We start from the raw sequence: 24,831 nt of genomic DNA on the forward strand, positions 1-24,831 counted from the left end.
TTCCTATCTGATGAATCCTACATATTCTCTCTTCATTAACAAACCGTTAATTTGACGAGATAACTCCAAGACAACTCCGATTACGATCAAAAGACTAGTACCACCTAGTCCAATTGAACTCGGTAAGTCCCAAATATTAGTAGCAAGTTGTGGTAGTAAAGCCACCAAACCCAAGAATACTGAACCAACAGTTGATAATCTAATTAACAACTTTGAAACATAATCTTGCGTATCCTTACCTGGCCATACACTAGGAATGTAAGCACCTTGTTTTTGCAAATTCTTTGCAAGTTTCTCAGGATTAACCTGAACAAAAGCATAAAAGAAGGTAAACAGTACAATCAAAAGAGTGTAAATGATAACACCGGTTGTAGTCTGCATACTAAAAATGTTAGTCATTACTTTATACCATTGTTGGTCGCCTTGAGTTCTTTGAAAGGCCATTAAAATTGTAGCTGGTGTAACAATAAACGAACTAGCGAAAATTACTGGAATCACACCTGAGACATTAACTTTTAATGGTAAGAAACTTTCTGAGCCACTAGTAGTTGCTCGTCTAGTGTATTGGATTGGAATACGGCGATCAGCCTGTTCAACCCAAGTAACTATCTGCGTTACGATGAGTATTGCAATGAGAATCGCAATGAAGAACACAATTCCTTGCCAACGATCACTCGCACTATTATTGATCACTTCATCTTTATATAACTGCCAAAGACCGCGTGGAAGTCGAGCAATAATACCGGCAAAAATAATTACTGAAACGCCGTTACCCAAACCTTTATCGGTAATTTCATCACCAAGCCAGGTCAAAAGCATCGTGCCCGCAGTCATGATGATTGCAATTTCACAGTAAGTTTGCCAAGTTTGGGATTTAACTAGTCCCATTTCAGTCAAAGCGTTAAATCCAAGCGTGATTCCAAGACTTTGAAAAAATGCGACAAATAGTGCAAGCCATCTTGTAACTTGGTTTGTCTTACGGCGGCCAACTTCACCTTGCTTGCCCCATTCCACTAAAGTAGGAACAATGTCCATTTGCAACAATTGGATAACAATTTGCGCAGTAATGAAGGGCGAAACACCAAGTGAAAAAATTGAGTAATTATCTAGCCCACCACCGGAAACAGTGTCCAGCATTGGAACTAAACCAGTTTGTGCAACTTGAGTAATCGCTTTTGCATTGACACCTGGAACAGTAATGTTAGCTCCAATGCGATACAGCAAAAGAATAAAGAGTGTGAAATAAATCTTATTTCGAATTTCTTTATCCTTAAAGGCGTTCTTCAAAGTCGAAAACATTAGATCACCTCAACAGATCCGCCGGCAGCTTCAACTGCTTTTTTAGCAGCGGCGGAAACCTTGTTAACCTTTACGTTTAACTTAACTTTTAGCTCACCCTTAGCAAGCAGCTTAACGCCTGATAGTTCTTTCTTTACCAAGCCGTTTTCTTTAAGACTAGCAACAGTAACTTCGTCGTTGTCTTTAAACTTGTTTAAGTCGTCTAAATTAATAATTGCATATTCTTTACGGTTAATGTTCTTAAAACCACGCTTAGGCATAGTTCTGAATAATGGCATTTGGCCACCTTCAAAACCTAAACGAGTGTGTCCACCTTGACGGGCTAATTGACCCTTTTGTCCACGGCCAGAAGTCTTTCCGTAACCACTTGAAGTACCACGTCCAACACGTTTTCTAGTATTGCGTGAACCCTCAGCAGCATGTAATTCATGAAGCTTCATTAATTCGGCACCTCCTTAATTAATTATTTATTGATCTCTTCAACAGAGATTAAATGTGCAATTTTCAACAGTGCACCACGAGTAGCGGCGTTGTCTGGTAGAGTAGCTGTACTATTAATTCTACCTAAGCCTAAGGCTTTAACAACTTTTCGTTGGTTAGGTAGACGGTGCGCAGCACTTCTAATTAAAGTAACTTTTAATTCAGTCATTTATTTTGTCTCCCTAATCTAAATCAGCGTGACGTAGTTTTTCAACTTGCTCACTGGTCTTAAGTTTTTTCAATCCATCAATAGTTGCACGAACAACATTGATTGGAGTGTTTGAACCAAGTGACTTAGAAGTAACATCAGCGATACCAGCCATATCCATAACGATACGAACAGCACCACCGGCAGCAACTCCGGAACCAGCAGGAGCAGGTTTAATTAAGATGCTACCCGAGCCGTAGTGACCGATTACTTCGTGAGGAATGGTAGTACCAACCTTAGGAACAGTAATCATGTTCTTCTTACCGGCTTCAACGGCCTTACGGATTGCTTCTGGAACTTCTTGAGCTTTACCAGTACCAAAGCCTACACGACCTTTTTTGTCGCCAACGATTACCAAGGCAGCAAATCTCATTCGTTGACCACCCTTGACAACCTTGGTGACACGATTAATTGCTACTAACTGATCTTCGATGTCGTCTTTATTTCTGCGATTATTGCGAGAATCGTTGCGGTTTGCCATGTATTATTCTCCTTCCCTAGAAATCTAATCCGTTTTCACGAGCGGCATCTGCCAAAGCTGAAATACGGCCATGGTATAGGTAACCACTTCTATCGAACACAACATTTGAAATGTTCTTAGCTTTAGCTGCTTCGGCAATTGCCTTACCTACAGCTTGAGCTTGTTCTACCTTAGTTGAATCCTTAGCTACGGAATCATCCAAAGTTGAGGCACTTGCTAGCGTTACACCCGCTACGTCATCAATTAATTGAGCGTAGATGTTTTTGTTTGAACGGAAAACGCTTAAGCGTGGGCGCTCAGCAGTACCAGAAATCTTGCCACGAATACGTTTGTGACGCTTTAAGCGTAACTTATTTTTATCTGGTTTTGAAATCACAATTTCACCTCAAAAATTTATTTATTACTTACCTGTCTTACCTTCCTTACGACGTACATATTCGTCAGTGTAACGAATACCTTTACCCTTGTAAGGCTCTGGTGGACGTACATCGCGGATTTCAGCAGCAAATTGTCCAACATTTTGCTTAGAAATCCCTTCTACTTCAATATCAGTTGCTGAAGTAGCTTTTACGGAAACACCTTCTGGTGCAGTCATTTCAACTGGGTGTGAGTAACCAACATTTAATGTTAATTTGTTGCCTTGTGCTGTTGCACGGTAACCAACACCGATTAACTTCAAAGTCTTCTTGTAGCCATTAACTACACCTTCAACCATTGATGCCAAGTTAGCTCTTTCAGTACCGTGAAGTGCTTTATCACTTTCACTTGAACGTGAAAAGTTAATCTTGCCATCTTCTTGCTTGAAAGTAATCTTTGGATCGAAGTATCTAGTTAATTCACCCTTTGGTCCCTTAACGGTGATGTTGTCACCATCCTTGGTAACTGTGACACTATCTGGGACTTCAATTGTTTTTAAACCAATACGGCTCATTGATTGTTCTCCTTTCTGTCAGAATTACCAAACGTAAGCGATAACTTCGCCGCCGACGTCTTTTTGTCGAGCTTCTTTATCGGTAATTACACCAGCAGAAGTTGAAACGATGGCGATACCTAAACCATTAAGAACTTTAGGTAAGTTTTCAGCACTAACGTAATTTCTAAGACCTGGCTTAGAAATACGCTTTAAGCCTGAAATGACACGTTCTCCGTCTGGACCATATTTCAAGAAAATCTTGATAATGCCCTGTTTGTTGTCATCAGTAACTTCGTAATCACGGATGAAACCTTCGCGTTTCAAAATTTCTGAAATAGATTTTTTAATGTTTGATGCAGGAATTTCAACTGAACTATGCTTTGCCATATTGGCATTTCTAATTCTAGTCAAGTAATCTGCGATCGGATCTGTCATGACCATTTATGCTATCCTCCTAACCGTATTACCAACTAGCCTTTTTAAGACCTGGGATTTGACCTTTGTGAGCTAAATCCTTCAAGCAAATACGGCATAAACCAAATTTACGGTAAACGGAGTGTGGACGACCACATCTCTCGCAACGAGTATATTCACGTGAAGAGAATTTAGCAGGACGATGATTTCTAATTATTTGTGATGTTTTAGCCATTAGTGTCCTCCATTATTTTGCAAACGGCATACCAAATTGACTTAAAAGCTCACGAGCTTCTTCATCAGTGTTGGCAGTAGTAACGATAACAACATCTAAACCTCTTGTCCGATTAACCTTATCAAAGTCAATTTCTGGGAAAATAAGTTGTTCCTTAATACCTAAAGTGTAGTTACCACGACCATCGAATGAACGGCTTGAAACACCGCGGAAGTCACGAACCCGAGGAAGCGAAACACTAATTAACTTGTACAAGAAATCATACATTCTGTCTCCTCTAAGTGTTACCTTAGCACCGATAGACATACCTTCACGTAAACGGAAGTTAGCGATTGATTTCTTAGCCTTTGTTACTAAAGGCTTTTGACCTGAGATCAAAGTTAATTCTTCGACTGCTTCATCCAAGTTCTTTGCGTTAGTAACTGCGTCACCAACACCCATGTTCAAAACGATCTTTTCGATCTTAGGTACTTGCATAACTGAGCTGTATTCAAACTTTTCTTGCAATGCAGGAACAATTTTTTCTTTATATTCTTCAGCTAAATAATTTGCCATTTGTGTCCTCCTTCCTATTTCTTAGTTTCTTCTTTTTTGCTTTCAGACTTAGCAATAACTTTTACGTTTGATGCGTGAATTGAACCTTCTGATTCAACTACACCACCATTTGCATTAGTTTGCGAAGGCTTTTGGTGTTTCTTAATTGTGTTAACGCCCTTAACAACCACACGGTTTTTCTTAACGTTAACAGAAAGAACAGTACCTTCTTTACCTTTGTCTTTTCCGGCAATAACTTTTACTTTGTCACCAGTTTTAACAAACATCAGTGCACCTCACTTAATTATAAGACTTCAGGAGCAAGAGAGACGATCTTCATAAAGTCGTGCTCACGCAGCTCACGTGCAACAGGCCCAAAGATACGAGTACCACGTGGGCTCTTATCTGCATTAATTACTACACCGGCATTTTCATCAAACTTGATGTATGAACCATCTTCACGACGTGCGCCTGATTTTGTTCTAACAATGACAGCTTTGACAACGTCACCTTTTTTGACAACGCCACCTGGTGTTGCTTGTTTAACAGTTGCAACCACGATGTCACCAATGTTACCAGTCTTACGTCTTGAACCACCTAAGACTCTAATAACTAATAGTTCTCTGGCACCTGAGTTATCAGCAACCTTTAAACGGGATTCATTTTGAATCACTATTTAATCCTCCCCTCACTAAATCCGCAAAACTATACAGATTTCTTGACAATTTTTACTAAACGGAAGCGCTTTGTACGAGATAATGGACGGGTTTCCATGATACGAACAGTATCGCCAACTTTAGCTTCATTATTTTCGTCTTGTGCGTAATATTTCTTAGAATATTTGATACGCTTCTTGTAAACAGGGTGATTCTTGTAAGTATCAACAACAACAGTGATAGTTTTGTCATTCTTATCAGAAATTACTCGACCTTGATATACGTGACGACGATTTCTTTCGATTGATTCGCTCAAGTTAATAACTCCCTTCCACTAATCTTTCTTCAATGCATCTTCACTTAGAATTGTTTTAATTCTAGCGATGTTCTTGCGGACTTTGCTTAGGCGAGCGGTATTTTCTAATTGACCCGTTGCTTGTTGAAAACGCAAATTAAAGAGTTCTTCTTTGTATTGCTTTTCCTTGTCCAACATCTGATCAGTGGTTAGTGCTCTGATATCTTTAGCCTTCATTAGAATTGCCACCTACTTCCGAACTTTTAGTCACAAACTTACATTTAATTGGTAACTTAGTTGAAGCAAGTCTTAAAGCTTCACGAGCAGTTGCTTCGCTAACGCCACCAATTTCAAACATAATTTTTTCTCTCTTAACAACAGCTACCCAGCCGGCTGGTGCACCTTTACCGGAACCCATACGTACACCTACACCTTTAGCAGTATATGATTTTTGAGGGAAAATTCTAATCCAAACTTTACCACCACGCTTCATGTAACGAGTCATCGCAACACGAGCAGCTTCGATTTGTTGGGTAGTAATCCAGTGTGATTCAAGAGCTTGTAAACCATATTCACCAAAGGCAATGGTTTTGCCACCCTTAGCAGCACCACGCATCTTACCACGGAATTCACGACGGTGCTTTACCCTTTTTGGTACTAGAGGCATTATTTGTTTCCTCCCTTCACAGCTTTTTCAGGTTGCTTACTCTTTGAAGGTAAGACTTCGCCACGGTTGATCCATACTTGAACACCAATTTCACCATAAGTAGTGAAGGCATTTACCCAAGCATAGTCAATGTCTGCTCTTAAAGTTTGTAATGGAACACGACCTTCAGTATGCCATTCTCTTCTCGCCATGTCAGCACCGTTTAAACGACCAGAAGTTTGAACTCTGATTCCTTTAGCACCAGCACGCATAGTTCTTTGAGTAGCTTGGCGCATTGCACGTCTAAAAGCAATACGAGCTTCAAGTTGACTTGCAATACTATCTGCTACCAATTTAGCATCAAGATCTGGTTTCTTAATTTCGACAATGTTAACGTGAACTTGCTTGTTAGTCAACGCATTTAATTCTTTTCTTAAAGATTCAACTTCAGAACCACCTTTACCAATTACCATACCTGGCTTTGAGGTATTAATTGATACGTTGATTCTGTTTGCTGCACGTTCAATTTCAACAGTAGAAACAGAGGCATCCTTTAATTTCTTAGAAATGAATTTTCTGATCTTCAGGTCTTCATTTAAGGTTTCTTTATATCCTCTGTCAGCATACCATTTAGATTCCCAGTCACGAATTACGCCGAGACGAAAACCATTTGGGTTAATTTTCTGACCCATTAATATACCTCCCTTAATCGTTCTTTTCTGAAACTACTACAACTACATGACTTGTTCTCTTGTTAATTGGAGAAGCCATACCTTTGGCACGTGGTCTAAATCTCTTTAAAGTTGCACCTTCATTTACGTATGCTTCTGATACGTAAAGGTTAGCACTTTCGAGATCGTAGTTGTGTTCCGCATTAGCGATTGCTGAGCGTAAAACTTTTTCAACGATTGGGGAAGCAGCTCTAGGCGTAAATTGCAAGATTGCCAATGCTTCAGCAACGTCTTTACCGCGAATTAAGTCAACGACTAAACGTGCTTTTCTTGGAGCAATACGAACAGTTCTTGCTTCAGCCCTAGCTGAACTAATTTGTTCTGCCATTTAAGTGTTTCTCCTTCCTCTATTTAGTTGCCTTATCGTCAGATGTCTTGTGTCCATGGAAAGTTCTTGTTGGAACAAATTCACCTAACTTGTGACCAACCATGTCTTCAGTAATGTAAACTGGAACATGTTTTCTACCATCGTAAACAGCTATAGTCAAACCAACGAAGGAAGGGAAAATAGTTGAACGACGTGACCAGGTTTTAATAACCTGTTTTTTCTCTGTGTCTGCTTGTGCATCAACTTTCTTTAGCAAAGATGCGTCTGCAAAAGGCCCTTTTTTAATACTACGGCTCATTAATTAACCCTCCTTCTATTACTTGTTACCCTTACGGTGACGAATAATTAACTTCTCGCTAGCTCTCTTACTATTTCTAGTCTTGATACCGCGAGCTTTCTTACCCCAAGGAGTCATAGGTTGTGGACGACCAACTGGAGCCTTACCTTCACCACCACCATGTGGGTGATCGTTAGGGTTCATTACAGAACCACGTGATTGTGGACGTCTGCCTAACCAGCGACTACGGCCAGCCTTACCTAATTGAATCAATGAGTGTTGTTCGTTACCAACAACACCAATAGTTGCACGACAAGTTGACAAAATCTTACGAACTTCGCCACTTTGAAGTCTAACTAAAGTGTACTTACCGTCACTACCCAAAACTTGAGCATTGGCACCAGCACTTCTGACAAGTTGTCCACCCTTACCAGGTCTTAATTCAATGTTGTGAATTGAAGTACCAGTAGGAATGTTCTTTAATGGTAAAGCATTACCTGGTTTAATGTCTGCATTAGGACCAGATTCAACCACATCGCCAACTTTTAATCCTTTGGGAGCTAAAATGTAAGCTTTGATACCATCAGTGTAGTGAAGAAGTGCAATGTTAGCAGTTCTGTTTGGATCGTATTCGATAGCCTTAACAACAGCTTTTGCATTGTCCTTGTTACGCTTGAAATCGATGATACGGTACTTTTGCTTATGACCACCACCACGGTGTCTACTTGTAATATGACCATATGAGTTACGACCTGCAGTGTGTGATTGTGATTCAAGCAAGGTACGTTCTGGCTTGCTCTTAGTAATCTCAGCAAAGTCGGAAGAAGTCATATTACGGCGACCATTTGTGGTTGGCTTATAAATCTTAATAGCCAATTGACTGACCTCCTATTACTTATTTTCTTCTTGATTTTCGTCTTTGAAAATCTTAATGTCGTTTGAATCATCAGTTAAAGTGACAATTGCTTTACGGCTACGAGCTGTTTTACCAGTGTAACGGCCAACACGCTTGTCTTTACCACGAACATTCATGATATTAACTTTTTTAACTTTGACATCAAAGATTTCCTCAACAGCGTTACGAACTTGAGTCTTGGTTGCAGTTAAAAGCACGTTGAAAGTGTACTTCTTATCATCCATTAAGTTCGTTGACTTTTCAGTAATGATAGGTCTTAAAATGATATCATGTGCACTCATTTCTTCGAAGCCCCCTCAACATTCTCTTCAATCTTCTCAATAGCGTCTTTAGTCAAGATTAACTTGTCATAGTTTACTACATCTTCAACGTTTAAGCCGTTAATTGTAATAACCTTAACTTTTGGCAAGTTTCTTGCTGAAAGTTGTACATTCTTGTCTTCTGAAACAACAAGTACTTTACCTTCAATATTTAAGCTGTCTAATATTGACTTAAATTCTTTAGTCTTAGGAGCTGACAATGTCAACTGGTCTAAAACGATTAAATCTTGATCAATCAATTTTTGGGAAAGAACTGACTTGATAGCCAAACGACGTTGCTTTCTTGGCATTGAGTATGCGTAAGAACGTGGAGTTGGTCCAAAGACTACACCACCGCCGCGCCATTGAGGTGATCTGATTGAACCTTGACGAGCACGTCCTGTACCCTTTTGCTTCCAAGGCTTCTTACCACCACCACGAACAGCAGATCTATTTTTAACCTTTGAGGTACCTTGACGCTTGCCAGCTCTTTGTCTGATGATTGCATCGAAAACAACGCTCTCGTTTGGTTCAATACCAAATACTTCATCTTTTAAAGTAACTTCACCAGCATCTTTACCTTTTTGATCGATAACTTTTAAATTAGCCATTCTAGTCCTCCTTCCTATTTATTATTCTTAACAGCAGATTTAACAGTAATTAATGAGTTCTTAGCACCTGGAACATTACCTTTGATAAGTAATACGTTCTTGTCAGCTACAACCTTTTCAATTACTAAGTTTTCAATGGTAACTTTCTTCATACCCATGTGACCTGGCAAACGCTTGCCCTTTGGTACACGGTTAATGATGGAACCCATTGAGCCAGGAACTCTGTGGTATCTTGATCCGTGAGTTTCAGGTCCACGTGATTGGCCCCAACGCTTAATGTTACCTTGGTATCCATGACCTCTTGTAGTACCAGTAACGTCTACGACGTCACCTTCCTTAAATGTGTCCACAGTAACTTCTGAGCCGACTTCGTAGTCCTTAAGCTCAACTCCGCGGATTTCACGTATGAAGCGCTTAGGCGAAGTCTTTGCTTTTGCAGCATGACCTTTTTCTGGTTTGTTGCTCAAAACTTCACGCTTGTCTTGGTATCCCAATTGAACTGCTTCGTAACCGTCTGATTCAACAGTCTTAACTTGCATAACAACGTTAGGAGTTGCTTCGACAACAGTTACAGGAACAAGGATGCCATCTTTGGTGAAGACTTGAGTCATACCGACTTTTCTTCCTAAGATTCCTTTGGTCATGATTACACCTCTTTCTCTTTAAAAATTATAATTTGATTTCGATGTCAACGCCGCTTGGTAGATCAAGCTTCATTAAAGAATCAACAGTTTTAGGTGTAGGGCTTAAAATATCGATTAAACGCTTGTGCGTACGCATTTCAAACTGTTCACGTGAGTCCTTGTTCTTGTGTGGTGAACGAAGAACAGTGAATAATACCCGTTCTGTTGGTAGAGGAACTGGACCTGAAATTTCAGCACCAGTTCTCTTAGCTGTTTCTACAATTTTAGCAGCCGATTCATCGAGAATACCATGTTCGTAAGACTTAAGTCTGATACGAATTGATTGACTTGCCATTGAATTACCTCCTCAACGTCTTCTTTTAAAAGATGACTAGCTTCCGCAAAAATTCCCGGCGCCACCTCTGTGGCAATGCAGCCTGGTGTGCCGCAACCTTTTGCATCAACGCTTTACAACAAATATGTGCAATAGAGCATACTATGCCCTAAGCGCACAAAAACTAGTATACTTACTTTAAGCCTAAATATCAAGGGTTTTAGGACTTTTTCTTTAATTTTTTCATGATTTTCTGAAAACAAGCAATGGCAAAATAAAAATTTACTCTACCAAATATATTTTGTAAATTTTTTTGCTTAGAATTTGAGCAATGCCATTCTTAATTTTTTATGGTCGCTAATAGACTCATTTTTAAATAAAAAAGAGCTATCGGATTTACCAATAGCTCGATTAAAATTGTTGTTAATTTTTATTGTCAGTTATTAAAAACTAGTCAGCGTTGTTGCCGCCACGGCTCTTAATAATTTCTTCTTGAATTGACTTAGGAGTTGCTTCATAGTGGTCAAATACCATTGTGAAAGTACCACGTCCCTGAGTTGATGAACGCAAAGTAGTTGCGTAACCAAACATTTCAGCAAGTGGAACCATTGAGTTCAAGACCTTAGCACCTGAACGGTCAACCATGTTGTCCATTGTACCACGACGAGCGGTAATTGAACCCATTACATCACCCAAGTATTCTTCAGGTGTGATAACTTGTACCTTCATAATTGGTTCAAGAATAACAGCACCAGCTTTAGGAGCTGCATTCCTCAAAGCAAGTGAAGCAGCAACCTTGAAGGCAGCTTCTGAAGAGTCGACCTCGTGGTAACTACCATCGTAAAGCTTAGCCTTAACATCGATCAATGGGTAGCCAGCAAGGATACCGTTCTTCATTGATTCTTGCAAACCAGCATCTACTGAAGGGATAAATTCACGAGGAACAACACCACCGACGATGGCATCTTCAAATTCGTAACCTTTACCTCTTTCGTTTGGTGTGAATTCAATCCAAACGTCACCGTATTGACCCTTACCACCTGATTGACGAACAAATTTACCTTGTGCCTTAGCAGTTTTAGTGAAGGTTTCACGGTAAGCAACTTGTGGTTCACCGATCTTAGCTTCAACGTGGAATTCACGTTTCATACGTTCAACCATGATTTGAAGGTGTAATTCACCCATTCCGGAAATCAAAGTTTGACCTGTTTCAGCATTAGTTTCAGCTCTGAAAGTTGGGTCTTCTTCAGTTAACTTCTGCAAAGCAACATCAAGTTTGTCACGGTCAGCCTTTGATTCTGGCTCAATTGAAACTTGAATAACTGGATCTGGAACTTCCAAACTTTCCAAAATTAATGGGTGATCTGGATCAGTTAATGAGTCACCAGTTGTAGTGTTTTTCAAACCAATCGCACCAGCGATATCACCTGAAAATACTTCTGAAATTTCGCTTCTTGAGTTAGCGTGCATTTGAAGCAAACGACCAACACGTTCACGACTGTTCTTAGAAGCATTCAATACGTATGAACCTGATTCAAGAGAACCAGTATAAACACGGATATAAGTTAAACGACCAACGAATGGGTCAGTTGCGATCTTAAATGCTAAAGCTGAGAATGGCTTGTCGTCACCGGCAATCAATTCAACTTCTTCGCCAGTTTTAGGATCATGAGCAACGTAAGGCTTAACATCTAATGGTGATGGTAGGTAATCAACAACACCATCAAGCATCATTTGAACACCTTTGTTCTTGAAAGCAGAACCAGCAAATACTGGGAATGCCTTCAATTCCAAAGTTGCTTTACGGATAGCAGCTTTTAATTCATCAATGGAAATTTCATCACCGTTTAGGTATTTTTCCATAATGTCATCGTTAACGTCTGCAACTTGTTCAATTAAGTCGTTACGACGCTTTTCTGCTTCTTCTTTATATTCGTCAGGAACTGGTATAGTATCCCATTTTGAACCAAGCTTGTCTTCATCATAAACATCGGCAACCATGTTGATCAAGTCGATAACACCTTCAAAGGTATCAGCAGAACCAATTGGCATTTGAACAGCTAAAGCATTGGCGTTTAAACGTTCATGTAAAGATTTAACAGACTTATCAAAATCTGCACCAATCTTGTCCATCTTGTTAACAAAAACAATTCGAGGAACACCGTAAGTTTCAGCTTGGCGCCAAACATTTTCAGTCTGTGGCTCTACACCTGCTTGAGCATCAAGAACAGTTACGGCACCATCAAGAACACGGAGTGAACGTTCAACTTCGATTGTGAAGTCAACGTGTCCAGGTGTATCAATGATATTAATTCTGTAGTCATTCCATTGAGCTGTAGTAGCAGCTGACGTAATGGTAATACCACGTTCTTTTTCTTCGTCCATCCAGTCCATCTGTGAGTCACCCTCGTGGGTTTCACCGATTTTATGAATCTTACCAGTATAGTAAAGAATACGCTCAGTAGTGGTAGTCTTACCCGCATCAATGTGGGCCATGATACCAATATTACGTGTTTTTTCTAATGGAAATTCACGCTTATTAGCCATAAATTATTTCTCTCCTTAAAAAATTAGAAACGATAGTGAGCAAATGCACGGTTAGCTTCAGCCATACGGTGTACATCTTCACGCTTCTTAACTGCTGAACCGGTGTTGTTAGAAGCATCAATGATTTCGTTAGCTAAACGCTCATCCATTGTGTGCTCATTACGTAAACGAGCATATGAAACAAGCCATCTTAAGCCCAAAGTAGTTCTTCTTTCTGGACGAACTTCAACTGGAATTTGGTAGTTTGAACCACCGATACGGCGAGCTCTAACTTCCAAAACTGGCATAATGTTGTTCATAGCTTCTTCAAAGACTTCAAGTGGCTCCTTATCAGTCTTTTCTTTCACAATGTCAAAAGCATCATAAAGGATTGAAGATGCCTTAGCTCTCTTACCATCAATCATCAAGTGGTTGATCAACTTAGTAACAAGCTTTGAATTGTAAACTGGATCCGCTAAAATATCTCTTTTAGTTACGTGTCCTTTTCTAGGCATTATTTATCTCCTCCTTAATCTTTCTTGGCACCGTACTTAGAACGGCCTTGCTTTCTGCCGTCAACACCGGCAGTATCAAGTGCACCACGGATGATGTGGTAACGTACACCAGGAAGGTCCTTTACACGACCACCACGAATTAAAACAACGGAGTGTTCTTGTAAGTTGTGGCCTTCACCTGGAATATAAGCAGTAACTTCAATTAAGTTTGAAAGACGAACACGAGCATACTTACGTAAAGCTGAGTTTGGCTTCTTTGGAGTCATAGTACCAACACGAGTTGCAACTCCACGCATTTGTGGTGCTGGGTTTGATACTAATTCTTTCTTCATACTGTTGTAGCCGTAGCTTAAGGCTGGTGATTTTGATTTAGTCGTCTTTGAGTGACGGCCTTTTCTTACCAATTGGTTAATGGTTGGCATTAAATTGTTCCTCCTAAAATTTGATTATCTTGTTCACACATCCAGGAGTTTCTTTTTTAGTCCTGAATCTATCTTCAAAATGCACAATTGACATTGTACTCCCTTTTTACCAAAAAGCAAAATTATTTTGGCAAAAAAGTTTTTTATTTTTAGCGTAACTAATTATGGGAGGTAAAAAATGGCTTGGATTTATCAACTTACTAACTTTTTAATTGGAACCTGCTTAGCATCCCACGCCTGTGTTGTTTGCGACCGCTTTGATACTGATGACTTCATTTGGGGACGTTCTCGCTGTGATTTCTGTTTGACTAAACTTACTTTGGTGGACGAGTTGCCAATTTTGTCCTATTGTTTTTTACACGGAAAATGTCGCTACTGCCAGCGCAGTATCCCCATTAAATTACCGTTAATCGAATTTTTGGGTGGTTTAGCATATCTTAAGATTGATTTTAGTCAGATGACCGGAATTGCCACTGCGATTGTCATTTTTTGTTTACTATTGGCCGCAATCTGCGATTATGACAGGCTAGAATTTCACCTAACAATGATTCTTCCCGCACTTTTATTAACACTACTTAGGTTCAAACATCTCTTTAAGTTGCAATTAGGCGATTTAATTGAACTAATTCCCATTTTGCTAGTCTTGCTTTTTTATACTATGCAAAAGAAGTTGGGTTCGGGTGATTTAATTATCTACTTAATTTTAGCCTTTTTCTTTACCCCTCACTTTGCTAACCTGGTTTTTCTTTTTGGCTCTTTTCTACTTCTCTTTCAATTCTTTCTAAAAAGAAAAACTTGGTCCTTGCAAAAGCAAATTGCCTTTGTACCATATATTTTTGTTGGACTAATCATTCAATTACTTCTGCAATAGCAAAAAAATAGCTTTCCTACTTTAATTAGTAGAAAAGCTATTTTTATTAATAAATTTTACTTATCCTTGTGGTTCCCCAGCTTGTTCAGCTTCCTTCATCTTTTTCTCAATATCAGCTATTGAGTAAACAGACTTAGGCTTCTTCACATCAGCTTCAGGTTCCATATCACGGTAAATTGGAAGACCTGTACCGGCTGGAATAATCTTACCGATAATAACATTTTCTTTCAAACCAAGAAGTGGATCGTTCTTGCCTCTGATTGAAGCATCAGTCAGCACACGAGTAGTTTCCTGGAATGAAGCAGCTGACAAGAAACTATTAGTTTCAAGGGCAGCCTTAGTAATACCAAGAATTACACTTTGAGCAGTTGCAGGGATTCCACCTGAAATAATTACAGAAGTGTTGCGTTCCTTGAATTCACCAATATCCATGATTTCACCTGGAAGCAAGTTAGTCTCACCAGGATCAAGAACACGAACTTTTTGCAACATTTGTCTAGTTAAGACCTCAACGTGCTTATCTGAAATGTCAACACCCTGCATCCGGTAAGCCTTTTGTACTTCAACCAAGATGTATTCTTCGGTTGTCAACGTATCAGTTACTTGAATTAATTCCTTAGGATCGATTGAACCCAGAGTCAGCTTGTTACCACGGCGAACTTCATCACCTTCACTGACTGCAACTGAAGCAGTATAAGGAACACTGTAGCTTCTAGTATCAATCTTACCCTTAACAGTAATTTCACGTGTGTGTTCTGCTGGGTTTTCCTGAATTGAGTCAATAACACCATCAACTTCAGAAATAATAGCACGACCCTTAGGGTTACGAGCTTCAAACAATTCTTGCACACGAGGAAGACCCTGAGTAATATCTTCAGCACCGGCAACCCCACCGTTGTGGAAAGTACGTAAAGTAAGCTGCGTACCAGGTTCACCAATGGATTGAGCGGCAACAGTACCAACTGCTTCACCAACTTCAACTTCTTCACCTGTAGCCAGGTTCATACCATAACATTTACGGCAGACACCGTGAGGGGTATCACAAGTTAAAATTGACCGAATCTTCACGTCTGTAACACCGGCATCACAAATTTTATGTGACAGATTTTCATCAAGCATTACGTTTGGTCCAACGATCGCCTCACCGGTTTGTGGATCCTTAACAGTTTCAGCAGTGAACCGACCAAGTAAACGATCGTATAATGGCTCAATTAATTCGTCACCTTCCATGATTGAGTGAACATTGATACCACGATCAGTTCCACAGTCATCTTCCCGGATAATAACATCTTGAGCAACATCAACCAAACGACGAGTTAAGTAACCTGACTGAGCAGTCTTCAAGGCCGTATCAGTCATTCCCTTACGTGCACCGTGAGTGGACATGAATAATTCTAGAACTGACAAACCTTCCTTGAAGTTTGAAGTAACTGGAATTTCGAACAAACCACCGTTAGGAGTGGCCATCAAACCACGCATTCCGGCAAGCTGAGTAAAGTTAGAAATATTACCACGAGCACCAGAGTCAGCCATGATTGTAATAGGATTACGTGGATCATAGATCTGTGCAATCTCATTTTGAACCTGGTCCTTACACTCATTCCAAATACTAATTACTCGATCGTGACGTTCTTGCTCAGTAATTAAACCACGTCTAAACTGCTTAGAAACGACATCAACTTGCTTGTGGGCCTTAGCTACTTTTTCATCTTTGTCATCAATTTCTGGAACATCGGTCATTCCGATTGTAATACCAGAAGTAGTTGAACTTGTGTAACCAAGTGTCTTCAAGTCATCAAGGTATTCTGAAGTTCTTTGAACCTTGTAGTACTTGTAAATTGTGGCAATTGAGTCAGATAAGAATGATTTCTTAAATGGCGTAGCAATTAGATCACCAGCAACATTATCAATTTTTTCATGAATATCCTCACCTGGCTCCAAGAAGTACTTAGCAGCTAGTGGATTATTCAGGTTCTCTTCAGTTGGTTCGTTAACGTAGAAGTAATCTTCTGGGAAGATTTGGTTGAAAATCACACGACCATAGGTAGTAATGAAAATGCCGTGTTCGTAACCTTTAGGCCATGCTTTCTTTGGCATTGAGTCCGCAGACATTCCAATAATAGAGTGATAGTGAATATCACCATTATTGTATGCAACAGTTGCTTCGTCAGGTGAATTAAAGATCATTCCCTCACCTTCACGACCCTTTTCAGCTTGAGTCAACCAGTAGTTACCTAAAACGATATCCTGAGAAGGAGTAACGATTGGCTTACCATCTTTTGGAGCAAGAATATGATGAGCTGCAAGCATTAACAAGCGTGATTCTGCAACAGCTTCATCTGACAAAGGTACGTGAATGGCCATCTGGTCACCATCGAAGTCAGCGTTGTAAGCTTCACAGGCAAGTGGATGCAAACGAATTGATTTACCAGGAACTAAAACTGGTTCAAAGGCTTGGATACTCAAACGGTGTAATGTTGGCGCACGGTTTAGTAAAACCGTTCTTTCCTTAATTACATCTTCAAGTACATCCCAGACATCATCGTCTTCACGATCAATCTTACGCTTAGCGCTCTTAATGTTAGAAGCAATCTTGCGTTTAACCAATTCATGCATAACGAATGGCTTGAATAATTCTAGTGCCATTGGACGAGGAACACCACATTGATAGAACTTCAATTTTGGTGAAACATCGATAACTGAACGACCAGAGTAGTCAACACGCTTACCAAGCAAGTTTTGACGGAAACGTCCTTGCTTACCCTTAAGCATGTGTGAAAGTGACTTAAGTGGACGGTTACCAGGCCCAACAACTGAACGACCACGACGACCGTTATCAATTAAAGCGTCGACTGCTTCTTGCAACATCCGCTTTTCGTTTTGAACGATAATGTTTGGTGCATTCAGGTCAAGTAATCTCTTCAAACGGTTATTACGGTTAATAACCCGACGGTACAAGTCGTTTAGGTCTGAAGTGGCAAAACGGCCACCTTCAAGTTGTACCATTGGACGCAAGTCTGGTGGGATGACTGGAACAGCGTCAATCACCATCCATTCAGGCTTATTGCCAGAATCTTTAAACGCATCCAAGATATCTAATCTTCTGATTGCACGAGTCCGTTTTTGACCTGTAGCAGTTTCCAATTCTTTCTTTAAATCTTTAACTTCTTTTTCAAGGTCAACCTTGCGCAATAAGTCACGGATTGCTTCGGCACCCATTTTTGCTTCAAAGCGACTACCAAACTTAGCTTTTTGCTCACGGTATTCAGCTTCCGTCAGCAATTGTTTAAATTCAAGGTCTGTATCGCCTGGATCAATCACGATATATGCTGCAAAGTAGATAACTTCTTCCAGCAATCTTGGTGACATATCAAGAATTAATCCCATCCGTGATGGAATACCCTTAAAGTACCAAATATGAGTAACTGGAGCGGCCAACTCAATGTGACCCATCCGTTCCCGTCTAACTTTAGAGGAAGTAACTTCGACCCCACAGCGATCACAAACGATCCCGCGGTATCTTACACCCTTGTATTTGCCACATGCACAGGCCCAATCCTTGGTTGGTCCAAAGATTCTTTCGTCAAACAGACCATCCTTTTCTGGCTTTAAAGTACGGTAGTTAATCGTTTCTGGCTTCTTAACTTCACCATACGACCAGCTCCGAATTTTGTTTGGCGAAGCAAGACCAATTTGCATGCTTTCAAATTTATTTACGTCGATCAAAAGTTTAACCCCCTACTTATTTAGAAATCTTATTATCGTCATCAGATTCATCCACAGGAGTATCAACCGGTGTTGATTCCTCAGTTTCTTCATCTTCAGATTTTGTGGTTTCTTCGGCTAACTTCTTCTTTTGTTGTTCTTCGGCCATCTTCGACAAAGTATCAATATTCAAATGTTCATTTGAATCATCATCCATGTCGCGCAATTCAATTTCCTTGTGGTCCATGTCAAGAACACGAATATCTAATCCTAAAGATTGCAATTCCTTGACTAAAACGCGGAATGACTCTGGCACACCTGGCTTAGGAATTCTATCGCCCTTAACAATTGCCTCATAAGCCTTAACACGTCCAACAACATCATCGGACTTGTAAGTCAAAATTTCTTGCAAAGTATAAGCAGCACCATAAGCTTCAAGTGCCCAAACTTCCATTTCACCGAAACGCTGACCACCAAATTGTGCTTTACCACCAAGAGGTTGTTGCGTAACTAATGAGTAAGGCCCAATTGAACGAGCGTGAATCTTATCATCAACCATGTGAGTCAGCTTCAAGTAGTGCATGATTCCGACAGATACACGGTTATGGAATGGTTCACCAGTCCGACCATCATAAAGAACTGTTTTACCATCTTTATCGATACCAGCCTTGTGGACAGTATCCCAAACATCATCTTCGCTGGCTCCATCAAATACAGGAGTGGCAACGTGAATACCAAGACTATTAGCTGCTCGACCTAAGTGCAGTTCTAACAGCTGTCCAATGTTCATACGTGAAGGAACACCCATTGGGTTCAAACAAATATCAACTGGAGTACCATCTGGTAAGTATGGCATGTCTTCTTCAGGAACAACAGCAGCAACCGTACCCTTGTTACCGTGACGACCAGACATCTTGTCTCCGACTTGGATCTTTCTCTTTTGGGCAATGTAAACGCGAACTAAGGTGTTTACACCTGGTGAAAGTTCATCACCATTTTCACGCGTATAAACCTTGACATCGCGAACAATTCCGCCACCACCATGAGGTACACGAAGGGAAGTATCACGAACTTCACGTGCTTTTTCACCAAAAATGGCGTGTAGCAATCTTTCTTCTGCTGATAATTCAGTTACCCCTTTTGGTGTAACCTTACCAACTAAAATATCACCATCATGAACTTCAGCACCAATGCGAACAATTCCTTGACCATCGAGATCCTTTAAAGCATCCTCACCAACATTTGGTAATTCGCGAGTAATTTCTTCAGGTCCTAGCTTAGTGTCACGTGCTTCAGATTCATAATCCTCAATACTAATTGAAGTATAGACATCATCTTTAACCAGACGTTCTGATAACATGATGGCATCTTCGTAGTTGTACATGTTCCAAGTCATGAAGGCAATAACTGGGTTTTGTCCCAAAGCAAGTTCTCCGTGATCCATTGTTGGACCATTGACAATTACTTCGCCTTCTTCAACTCGATCACCCAACTTAACGTTTGGTGTTTGGTTGTATGACTTAGAATTGTTTGAACGACGGTACTTTTCAAGAGTGTACTTGTCTAAAGTACTGTCATCACGTCTAATTCTAACTGTGTTAGCGTCAACATATTCAACTGTACCAGCAGCTTTAGCAACAATAGCTGCACCAGAATCGTGAGCGGCACGATATTCCATACCAGTACCAACAAGTGAACTGTGTGGATTAATTAAAGGTGCTGCCTGACGTTGCTGGTTGGCACCCATCAATGCACGGTTAGAGTCATCGTTTTCCAAAAATGGAATACATGCAGACGCAACAGAAACAACTTGCTTAGGAATAACGTCCATGTAATCAATCTTATCTGGACTAACTTCGACGTTATCTTCCTTGTGTCTTGCCAAAATTAAGTCATCCTTGAATGAACCATCAGGATTTAACTTAGTGTTAGCACCGGCAATAATGTAGTTATCCTCAACATCAGCTGTTAAGTAGTCAATCTTATCGGTAACCTTGTGTGTCTTCCATGAAACGCGCCGATAAGGTGTTTCGATAAAACCGTACTTGTTAATAATTGCGTATGTTGCAAGCGAGTTGATCAACCCAATGTTTGGTCCTTCTGGTGTTTCAATTGGGCACAAACGACCATATTGAGTATAGTGAACATCCCGGACTTCGTATCCAGCACGGTCACGAGTCAAACCACCAGGCCCTAAAGCAGACATACGACGCTTATGCGTTAATTCGCCAAGCGGGTTGTGTTGGTCCATAAACTGTGACAGTTGTGATGACCCGAAAAATTCTTTGATGCTAGCGACAATTGGCCGAATATTGATCAATTGCTGTGGTGTAACTGTTGAAGGATCCTGAATTGACATTCTTTCACGAACAACACGTTCCATTCTTGCTAAACCAATTCTAAATTGATTTTGCAATAATTCACCAACACGACGAATACGACGGTTACCCAAGTGGTCAATATCATCAGTATTACCAATTTCATCTTGTAATAAGAAGAAGTAGTTAATTGATGCCAAAACATCAGCTGGAGTTAAGTACTTAACATCCTTAGCAATATGACCATTAGAAATTAACTTAACAACACGTTCTGGGTTAACCTTTGAGTAAACCTTAATTTCTTGCACGTTAATTGGATCTGGCAAGACACCTTCTTTAGAAGGTTCATAAGTAACCATCTTGAAGTCATCACGGTCAAGGTACTTTTCCAAACCGTCCATTACTTCATGAGTAACAACAGTACCCTTTTTAGCAATGATTTCACCAGTATCTGGATCAGCTAGAGTTTCAGCTAAAGTTTGACCAAAAAGACGATTCTTTAATGATAACTTCTTATTAACCTTGTAACGACCAACAGGTGCTAAGTCGTAGCGGCGTGGATCAAAGAAGCGAGCGTAAAGTAGCGAACGTGAAGAATCGGTTGTCTTTGGTTCTCCTGGACGCAGACGTTCGTAAATATCCTTCAACGCCTCGGCAACGCGGGAATCAGCTGGATTCTTGTGCACATCTTTATCTAAAGTAAATTGTAATGTGTCACTATCACCGAAAATGTCAGTGATTTCACCATCAGAGCCGATTCCTAATGCTCTAATTAAAACCGTCAAAGGCAACTTACGGGTACGGTCAACACGAACATATGACACATTTTTAGCGTCAGTTTCGTATTCAAGCCATGCTCCACGGTTAGGAATAACTGTGGTCCCAAAGATTTGCCGACCATTCTTATCATAGTCACCGGAGTAGTAGACACTTGGTGATCTAACTAATTGCGAAACAATAACTCTTTCGGCACCATTGATAATAAATGAACCGGATTCGGTCATTAATGGTAAATCGCCGAAGAAAACATCCTGGGTCTTAATTTCACCGGTTTTTTGGTTAGTCAACTTTAAGGTTACATGCATTGGTGCAGCATAAGTTGCATCATGATCACGTGCCTCATCAACAGTATACTTTGGCTTTTGCAGTTTATAGCCAACGTATTCAAGCGAAAGCTTACCTGAAAAGTCACTAATTGGCATAATGTCGTCGAAGACTTCCTTAATACCTTCATCCAAAAACCATTTATATGATTCAGTTTGGACATCAGTCAAGTTAGGTAGTTTCAATACTTCTTTAATACGAGAGAAACTACGTCTTGTACGATGTTGACCAAAATTCACTACGTGTCCATTTAACAAGGAGAAAACATCCTTTCTGTCAGAGAAAGCTAATATTACATTTTGGTTACAATTTCAAAAAGCGGGATTTTTAAGCATAAAAAAGACAAAAACAACTGTAGTCGTTTTTGTCCTTTATTATTCTGCTGGACAATATATCAGCAAAATCCTGAAAATCAGCCTTTTTAATCACGCATAAATATAGCAAATTTTAATAGACTTGTCAATCAATTTTACTTAGAGCCAACAAGACTTTTGTCATTTGCCTTAACAATGTCAAACTTTAATTTATTATGATTACAACCAATTTTGAGCAAGTCGCCTTCTTTAAGGTCGCCCTTGATTAGCATTGAAGCTATTTCGTCTTCAATATCCTTTTGAATAGCTCTGCGAAGTGGTCGTGCCCCCATCTCAGGATTGTAACCGTCTTTAGCAATCTTATCTAAAGCGGCACGGGAAATTTTTAATTGAACACCTTGTTTATTTAACCGGTTAATTAACTTACGGGTCAACAAGGTAACAATTTGACGAAGCTGCTTTTGATCGAGTTCGTCAAAAATAATTGTTTCATCAATTCGGTTTAAAAATTCTGGACGGAAGAACTGTTTTAGAGCCTGCCGTACACGATCTTTTCGCATTTCAATTTGACTTGAATTATCAGCCGTAAAGCCAACTTCCTTAGTTTCAAACAGAGACCGTGAGCCAAGGTTAGAGGTCATAATCACAATTGTGTTCTTAAAATCAACCTTGCGTCCCTTAGAATCAGTCAAGAAACCATCATCAAGAACTTGCAATAGCAAATTGAAAACATCTGGGTGCGCTTTTTCAACTTCATCCAATAAAACAACGGAATAAGGATGACGTCTGACCTGTTCAGATAATTGGCCACCCTCATCATAGCCAACATAACCCGGTGCAGAACCAATCAACTTACTGTTAGCAATTTGGTCCATGTATTCAGACATATCAATTCTGATCAAGTTGTTTTCTGAGCCAAAAATAGAAGCAGCAATTGCCTTAGCTAATTCAGTTTTACCAACTCCCGTTGGTCCTAAGAATAAGAAGGAACCAATTGGTCGATTTTCATCCTTAATGCCGCTACGACTACGGCGAACTGCACGACTAACAGCTGATACTGCTTTATCTTGACCAATAATCCGCTTATGCAAATCGCTTTCCAGATTAGCTAAATGCTTAGTTTCATCACGGTTCATCTGCGTGACAGGCACTCCCGTCCAATTAGAAACTACTTTAGCAACATCTTCTGGCTGAACCGTTGACTTTTTACTAGTAGCTTGATCTAGACGATTAGAGAGCTGATCTTGGCGCAATTGTAAACTATTTTGTCGATCCTGCAATTGAGCCGCCTTAACGAAGTTCTGGTTAACGGCAGCTTCATTTTTCTGCTCAATGACCTTTTTAATTTGTTCATTAATCTGAATTAATTGATTGTTTGAACCCTTACCTGACTTAATTTTAACTGCGGCACTTGCCTCATCAATTAAGTCGATTGCCTTATCGGGTAAATAACGGTTAGAAATGTAACGACTTGATAAATCAATTGCATTTTCAATTGCGGAATCGGTAATCTTGACGTGGTGGAATTTTTCATACTTCGGCTTTAATCCTGACAAAATTGCCTTAGTTTCAGTTCTTGAAGGTTCATTCAACCGTACGATCTGGAAACGTCTAGCTAAAGCCTGATCTTTTTCAACGTATTTTTGATACTCATCAAAGGTTGTTGCACCAATCATTTGAATATCACCACGTGCTAATGATGGTTTTAAGATATTGGCTGCATCAATTGAGCCCTCTGCACCACCTGCACCAATTAATGTGTGCATTTCATCGACAAAAAGAATAATCGTACCATCTTCAGTGATTTCTTTAATGATTTTCTTCATTCGGTCTTCGAATTCGCCCCGGTATTTTGTACCGGCAACAAGACCACCTAAATCAAGAGAAACAACCTGCTTATCCATCAAGTCGTGTGGTACTTTTTTGTTCACAATTGCTGTAGCAATCGCTTCAGCCACAGCTGTCTTTCCCACACCAGGTTCACCAATTAAAACAGGATTATTTTTATTACGACGAGATAAAATTTCAATTACCCGAGCAACTTCACGGTCACGACCGATTACCGGGTCAATTTCCCCGTTTTCAGCTCGCTCATTCAGGTTAACTGAAACTTGATCCAGGGTAGGCGTACTACTGTTGGAATTAGATTGACTATTTAGTTCGGGACCATTAAAGTTGGACCAACCATTACCGTTATCAGGCTGATCGTTATCCTCAATACTATCGTAGTCTGCACCTAAGCTATGGAAAAGATCATTGCGCAAGCCACTCAAATCGATATTTAAATTACGCAGAATGGTCGACGCTAAAATTTGATCATTAAGAACTAGTCCGAGCAAAATATGGCAGGTCTTAATCTTCGAAGAGCCTTCTCGCTCAGCTAATGTACCGGCATAAGCCAATACCATGCTTAAACGCGGCGACATTTCCATATAAGTGGTTTTGCCAGCTGAACCATAACCAGTATAACGCTCAATTTCTTCACGGATAGCTGTTGGCGTTGCACCCCAAGCGCGCAAGTTCTTGCCTGCTTCGCCATCAGATTCAATTACCATCGCAAGCAGTACGTGTTCAGTACCAATCAAGCGATGATGAAAACTTTGTGCTTGTTCACGTGCAATTTCTAAGACTTGATTTGCACTTCTAGTATAAGATTTTTTCATCATAGCACCACCTTTAAAAATGACGTGTATACACTATAAACTTTTTTGCAAAAATGTAAAATAATTTGATTCAAGCTTGTTAATCGTTTTGTACTTAAAAACATTGCTCTCAT

General features: G+C 40.0%; 29 protein-coding genes. 1 reads left to right on the plus strand and 28 read right to left on the minus strand.

The window, feature by feature from the left end; all coding sequences use genetic code 11:
- Window positions 1-3 precede the first annotated feature (3 nt).
- From secY to rpsL, 25 genes are all read right to left on the minus strand, one after another.
- On the minus strand, window positions 4-1,299 hold the full coding sequence (gene secY, locus J3U71_RS00650; protein ID WP_220268370.1) for a preprotein translocase subunit SecY: 1,296 nt from the start codon (window positions 1,297-1,299) through the stop codon (window positions 4-6).
- Complete coding sequence (rplO, locus tag J3U71_RS00655) at window positions 1,299-1,739, minus strand: 50S ribosomal protein L15 (RefSeq protein WP_220268371.1); 441 nt, start codon at window positions 1,737-1,739, stop codon at window positions 1,299-1,301. Before rplO ends, secY begins: the two co-directional genes overlap by 1 nt.
- Before the next feature lie 23 nt (window positions 1,740-1,762).
- Window positions 1,763-1,948 (minus strand): 50S ribosomal protein L30, encoded by a 186-nt coding sequence (rpmD, locus tag J3U71_RS00660; RefSeq protein WP_220268372.1) that lies wholly within the window; start codon window positions 1,946-1,948, stop codon window positions 1,763-1,765.
- 13 nt (window positions 1,949-1,961) lie between these two features.
- Entirely contained in the window at window positions 1,962-2,468 is a 507-nt protein-coding gene (rpsE, locus tag J3U71_RS00665) for a 30S ribosomal protein S5 (RefSeq protein WP_103752387.1), read from the minus strand.
- Between the two features lie 16 nt (window positions 2,469-2,484).
- Window positions 2,485-2,844 carry a 50S ribosomal protein L18 gene (rplR, locus tag J3U71_RS00670; RefSeq protein ID WP_103752386.1) on the minus strand — a complete coding sequence of 120 codons (360 nt, stop codon included), beginning with the start codon at window positions 2,842-2,844 and terminating at the stop codon, window positions 2,485-2,487.
- A gap of 24 nt (window positions 2,845-2,868) precedes the next feature.
- A complete protein-coding gene (gene rplF / locus J3U71_RS00675) occupies window positions 2,869-3,399 on the minus strand; it encodes a 50S ribosomal protein L6 (RefSeq protein ID WP_103752385.1) in 531 nt (176 codons plus the stop codon).
- Between the two features lie 24 nt (window positions 3,400-3,423).
- The gene (gene rpsH / locus J3U71_RS00680) at window positions 3,424-3,822 is read right to left on the minus strand and encodes a 30S ribosomal protein S8 (protein WP_090092302.1); all 399 of its coding nucleotides are present in this window, start codon (window positions 3,820-3,822) and stop codon (window positions 3,424-3,426) included.
- A gap of 22 nt (window positions 3,823-3,844) precedes the next feature.
- Window positions 3,845-4,030 carry a type Z 30S ribosomal protein S14 gene (locus tag J3U71_RS00685; protein WP_103752384.1) on the minus strand — a complete coding sequence of 62 codons (186 nt, stop codon included), beginning with the start codon at window positions 4,028-4,030 and terminating at the stop codon, window positions 3,845-3,847.
- Window positions 4,031-4,042: 12 nt separating this feature from the next.
- Window positions 4,043-4,585 carry a 50S ribosomal protein L5 gene (gene rplE / locus J3U71_RS00690; protein ID WP_103752383.1) on the minus strand — a complete coding sequence of 181 codons (543 nt, stop codon included), beginning with the start codon at window positions 4,583-4,585 and terminating at the stop codon, window positions 4,043-4,045.
- Window positions 4,586-4,599: 14 nt separating this feature from the next.
- On the minus strand, window positions 4,600-4,851 hold the full coding sequence (gene rplX / locus J3U71_RS00695; RefSeq protein WP_046307564.1) for a 50S ribosomal protein L24: 252 nt from the start codon (window positions 4,849-4,851) through the stop codon (window positions 4,600-4,602).
- A gap of 17 nt (window positions 4,852-4,868) precedes the next feature.
- Complete coding sequence (rplN, locus tag J3U71_RS00700; RefSeq protein ID WP_034980437.1) at window positions 4,869-5,237, minus strand: 50S ribosomal protein L14; 369 nt, start codon at window positions 5,235-5,237, stop codon at window positions 4,869-4,871.
- 32 nt (window positions 5,238-5,269) lie between these two features.
- Window positions 5,270-5,536, minus strand: a complete 267-nt coding sequence (rpsQ, locus tag J3U71_RS00705) for a 30S ribosomal protein S17 (RefSeq protein WP_220268373.1) — start codon at window positions 5,534-5,536, stop codon at window positions 5,270-5,272.
- Between the two features lie 18 nt (window positions 5,537-5,554).
- Window positions 5,555-5,752 (minus strand): 50S ribosomal protein L29, encoded by a 198-nt coding sequence (rpmC, locus tag J3U71_RS00710; protein ID WP_103752381.1) that lies wholly within the window; start codon window positions 5,750-5,752, stop codon window positions 5,555-5,557.
- A complete protein-coding gene (rplP, locus tag J3U71_RS00715) occupies window positions 5,742-6,182 on the minus strand; it encodes a 50S ribosomal protein L16 (RefSeq protein WP_220268374.1) in 441 nt (146 codons plus the stop codon). Before rplP ends, rpmC begins: the two co-directional genes overlap by 11 nt.
- The gene (gene rpsC / locus J3U71_RS00720) at window positions 6,182-6,853 is read right to left on the minus strand and encodes a 30S ribosomal protein S3 (protein WP_220268375.1); all 672 of its coding nucleotides are present in this window, start codon (window positions 6,851-6,853) and stop codon (window positions 6,182-6,184) included. The genes rplP and rpsC overlap by 1 nt, the downstream gene beginning before the upstream one ends.
- Before the next feature lie 13 nt (window positions 6,854-6,866).
- Window positions 6,867-7,220, minus strand: coding sequence for a 50S ribosomal protein L22 (rplV, locus tag J3U71_RS00725; RefSeq protein WP_038523752.1), 354 nt, complete (start codon window positions 7,218-7,220; stop codon window positions 6,867-6,869).
- Between the two features lie 19 nt (window positions 7,221-7,239).
- Window positions 7,240-7,518: a 30S ribosomal protein S19 gene (gene rpsS / locus J3U71_RS00730; protein WP_103752378.1), complete on the minus strand. Its 279-nt coding sequence runs from the start codon at window positions 7,516-7,518 to the stop codon at window positions 7,240-7,242.
- An 18-nt stretch (window positions 7,519-7,536) separates the two neighbouring features.
- The gene (rplB, locus tag J3U71_RS00735; RefSeq protein WP_103752377.1) at window positions 7,537-8,373 is read right to left on the minus strand and encodes a 50S ribosomal protein L2; all 837 of its coding nucleotides are present in this window, start codon (window positions 8,371-8,373) and stop codon (window positions 7,537-7,539) included.
- A 15-nt stretch (window positions 8,374-8,388) separates the two neighbouring features.
- A complete protein-coding gene (rplW, locus tag J3U71_RS00740) occupies window positions 8,389-8,694 on the minus strand; it encodes a 50S ribosomal protein L23 (RefSeq protein WP_103752376.1) in 306 nt (101 codons plus the stop codon).
- Entirely contained in the window at window positions 8,691-9,323 is a 633-nt protein-coding gene (rplD, locus tag J3U71_RS00745; protein ID WP_103752375.1) for a 50S ribosomal protein L4, read from the minus strand. Before rplD ends, rplW begins: the two co-directional genes overlap by 4 nt.
- 14 nt (window positions 9,324-9,337) lie before the next feature.
- The gene (gene rplC / locus J3U71_RS00750; protein WP_103752374.1) at window positions 9,338-9,967 is read right to left on the minus strand and encodes a 50S ribosomal protein L3; all 630 of its coding nucleotides are present in this window, start codon (window positions 9,965-9,967) and stop codon (window positions 9,338-9,340) included.
- 25 nt (window positions 9,968-9,992) lie between these two features.
- Window positions 9,993-10,301 (minus strand): 30S ribosomal protein S10, encoded by a 309-nt coding sequence (gene rpsJ / locus J3U71_RS00755; RefSeq protein WP_046307586.1) that lies wholly within the window; start codon window positions 10,299-10,301, stop codon window positions 9,993-9,995.
- Window positions 10,302-10,730: 429 nt separating this feature from the next.
- Window positions 10,731-12,827 carry an elongation factor G gene (gene fusA, locus J3U71_RS00760; protein ID WP_267392327.1) on the minus strand — a complete coding sequence of 699 codons (2,097 nt, stop codon included), beginning with the start codon at window positions 12,825-12,827 and terminating at the stop codon, window positions 10,731-10,733.
- Window positions 12,828-12,850: 23 nt separating this feature from the next.
- Window positions 12,851-13,321: a 30S ribosomal protein S7 gene (gene rpsG, locus J3U71_RS00765; RefSeq protein WP_220268377.1), complete on the minus strand. Its 471-nt coding sequence runs from the start codon at window positions 13,319-13,321 to the stop codon at window positions 12,851-12,853.
- Between the two features lie 14 nt (window positions 13,322-13,335).
- Entirely contained in the window at window positions 13,336-13,743 is a 408-nt protein-coding gene (gene rpsL / locus J3U71_RS00770) for a 30S ribosomal protein S12 (RefSeq protein ID WP_103752371.1), read from the minus strand.
- Window positions 13,744-13,921: 178 nt separating this feature from the next.
- Between rpsL and J3U71_RS00775 the strand changes: the two genes are divergently transcribed.
- Window positions 13,922-14,614, plus strand: a complete 693-nt coding sequence (locus J3U71_RS00775) for an A24 family peptidase (protein ID WP_220268378.1) — start codon at window positions 13,922-13,924, stop codon at window positions 14,612-14,614.
- A 60-nt stretch (window positions 14,615-14,674) separates the two neighbouring features.
- On the opposite strand, the gene rpoC is transcribed toward J3U71_RS00775, so the two are convergent.
- The 3 genes from rpoC to J3U71_RS00790 all read right to left on the minus strand — a co-directional run bounded on the left by rpoC (window position 14,675) and on the right by J3U71_RS00790 (window position 24,718).
- A complete protein-coding gene (gene rpoC / locus J3U71_RS00780; RefSeq protein WP_267392328.1) occupies window positions 14,675-18,340 on the minus strand; it encodes a DNA-directed RNA polymerase subunit beta' in 3,666 nt (1,221 codons plus the stop codon).
- Window positions 18,341-18,356: 16 nt separating this feature from the next.
- Entirely contained in the window at window positions 18,357-21,998 is a 3,642-nt protein-coding gene (gene rpoB, locus J3U71_RS00785; protein WP_220232231.1) for a DNA-directed RNA polymerase subunit beta, read from the minus strand.
- A 212-nt stretch (window positions 21,999-22,210) separates the two neighbouring features.
- Complete coding sequence (locus tag J3U71_RS00790) at window positions 22,211-24,718, minus strand: ATP-dependent Clp protease ATP-binding subunit (protein ID WP_220233089.1); 2,508 nt, start codon at window positions 24,716-24,718, stop codon at window positions 22,211-22,213.
- Window positions 24,719-24,831: the final 113 nt, after the last annotated feature.

The sequence above is a fragment of the Lactobacillus sp. B4015 genome (genome assembly GCF_026536055.1).
GTDB classification, from domain to species: Bacteria; Bacillota; Bacilli; order Lactobacillales; family Lactobacillaceae; genus Lactobacillus; species Lactobacillus panisapium.

Bases quoted from the DNA above. Each gene is read 5' to 3' on its own strand.
- secY (WP_220268370.1), bottom strand. From the start codon at position 1,299: ATGTTTTCGACTTTGAAGAACGCCTTTAAGGATAAAGAAATTCGAAAT.
- rplO (WP_220268371.1), bottom strand. From the start codon at position 1,739: ATGAAGCTTCATGAATTACATGCTGCTGAGGGTTCACGCAATACTAGA.
- rpmD (WP_220268372.1), bottom strand. From the start codon at position 1,948: ATGACTGAATTAAAAGTTACTTTAATTAGAAGTGCTGCGCACCGTCTA.
- rpsE (WP_103752387.1), bottom strand. From the start codon at position 2,468: ATGGCAAACCGCAACGATTCTCGCAATAATCGCAGAAATAAAGACGAC.
- rplF (WP_103752385.1), bottom strand. From the start codon at position 3,399: ATGAGCCGTATTGGTTTAAAAACAATTGAAGTCCCAGATAGTGTCACA.
- rpsH (WP_090092302.1), bottom strand. From the start codon at position 3,822: ATGGTCATGACAGATCCGATCGCAGATTACTTGACTAGAATTAGAAAT.
- J3U71_RS00685 (WP_103752384.1), bottom strand. From the start codon at position 4,030: ATGGCTAAAACATCACAAATAATTAGAAATCATCGTCCTGCTAAATTC.
- rplE (WP_103752383.1), bottom strand. From the start codon at position 4,585: ATGGCAAATTATTTAGCTGAAGAATATAAAGAAAAAATTGTTCCTGCA.
- rplX (WP_046307564.1), bottom strand. From the start codon at position 4,851: ATGTTTGTTAAAACTGGTGACAAAGTAAAAGTTATTGCCGGAAAAGAC.
- rpmC (WP_103752381.1), bottom strand. From the start codon at position 5,752: ATGAAGGCTAAAGATATCAGAGCACTAACCACTGATCAGATGTTGGAC.
- rplP (WP_220268374.1), bottom strand. From the start codon at position 6,182: ATGCCTCTAGTACCAAAAAGGGTAAAGCACCGTCGTGAATTCCGTGGT.
- rpsC (WP_220268375.1), bottom strand. From the start codon at position 6,853: ATGGGTCAGAAAATTAACCCAAATGGTTTTCGTCTCGGCGTAATTCGT.
- rplV (WP_038523752.1), bottom strand. From the start codon at position 7,220: ATGGCAGAACAAATTAGTTCAGCTAGGGCTGAAGCAAGAACTGTTCGT.
- rpsS (WP_103752378.1), bottom strand. From the start codon at position 7,518: ATGAGCCGTAGTATTAAAAAAGGGCCTTTTGCAGACGCATCTTTGCTA.
- rplW (WP_103752376.1), bottom strand. From the start codon at position 8,694: ATGAGTGCACATGATATCATTTTAAGACCTATCATTACTGAAAAGTCA.
- rplD (WP_103752375.1), bottom strand. From the start codon at position 9,323: ATGGCTAATTTAAAAGTTATCGATCAAAAAGGTAAAGATGCTGGTGAA.
- rplC (WP_103752374.1), bottom strand. From the start codon at position 9,967: ATGACCAAAGGAATCTTAGGAAGAAAAGTCGGTATGACTCAAGTCTTC.
- rpsJ (WP_046307586.1), bottom strand. From the start codon at position 10,301: ATGGCAAGTCAATCAATTCGTATCAGACTTAAGTCTTACGAACATGGT.
- fusA (WP_267392327.1), bottom strand. From the start codon at position 12,827: ATGGCTAATAAGCGTGAATTTCCATTAGAAAAAACACGTAATATTGGT.
- rpsG (WP_220268377.1), bottom strand. From the start codon at position 13,321: ATGCCTAGAAAAGGACACGTAACTAAAAGAGATATTTTAGCGGATCCA.
- rpsL (WP_103752371.1), bottom strand. From the start codon at position 13,743: ATGCCAACCATTAACCAATTGGTAAGAAAAGGCCGTCACTCAAAGACG.
- J3U71_RS00775 (WP_220268378.1), top strand. From the start codon at position 13,922: ATGGCTTGGATTTATCAACTTACTAACTTTTTAATTGGAACCTGCTTA.
- J3U71_RS00790 (WP_220233089.1), bottom strand. From the start codon at position 24,718: ATGAAAAAATCTTATACTAGAAGTGCAAATCAAGTCTTAGAAATTGCA.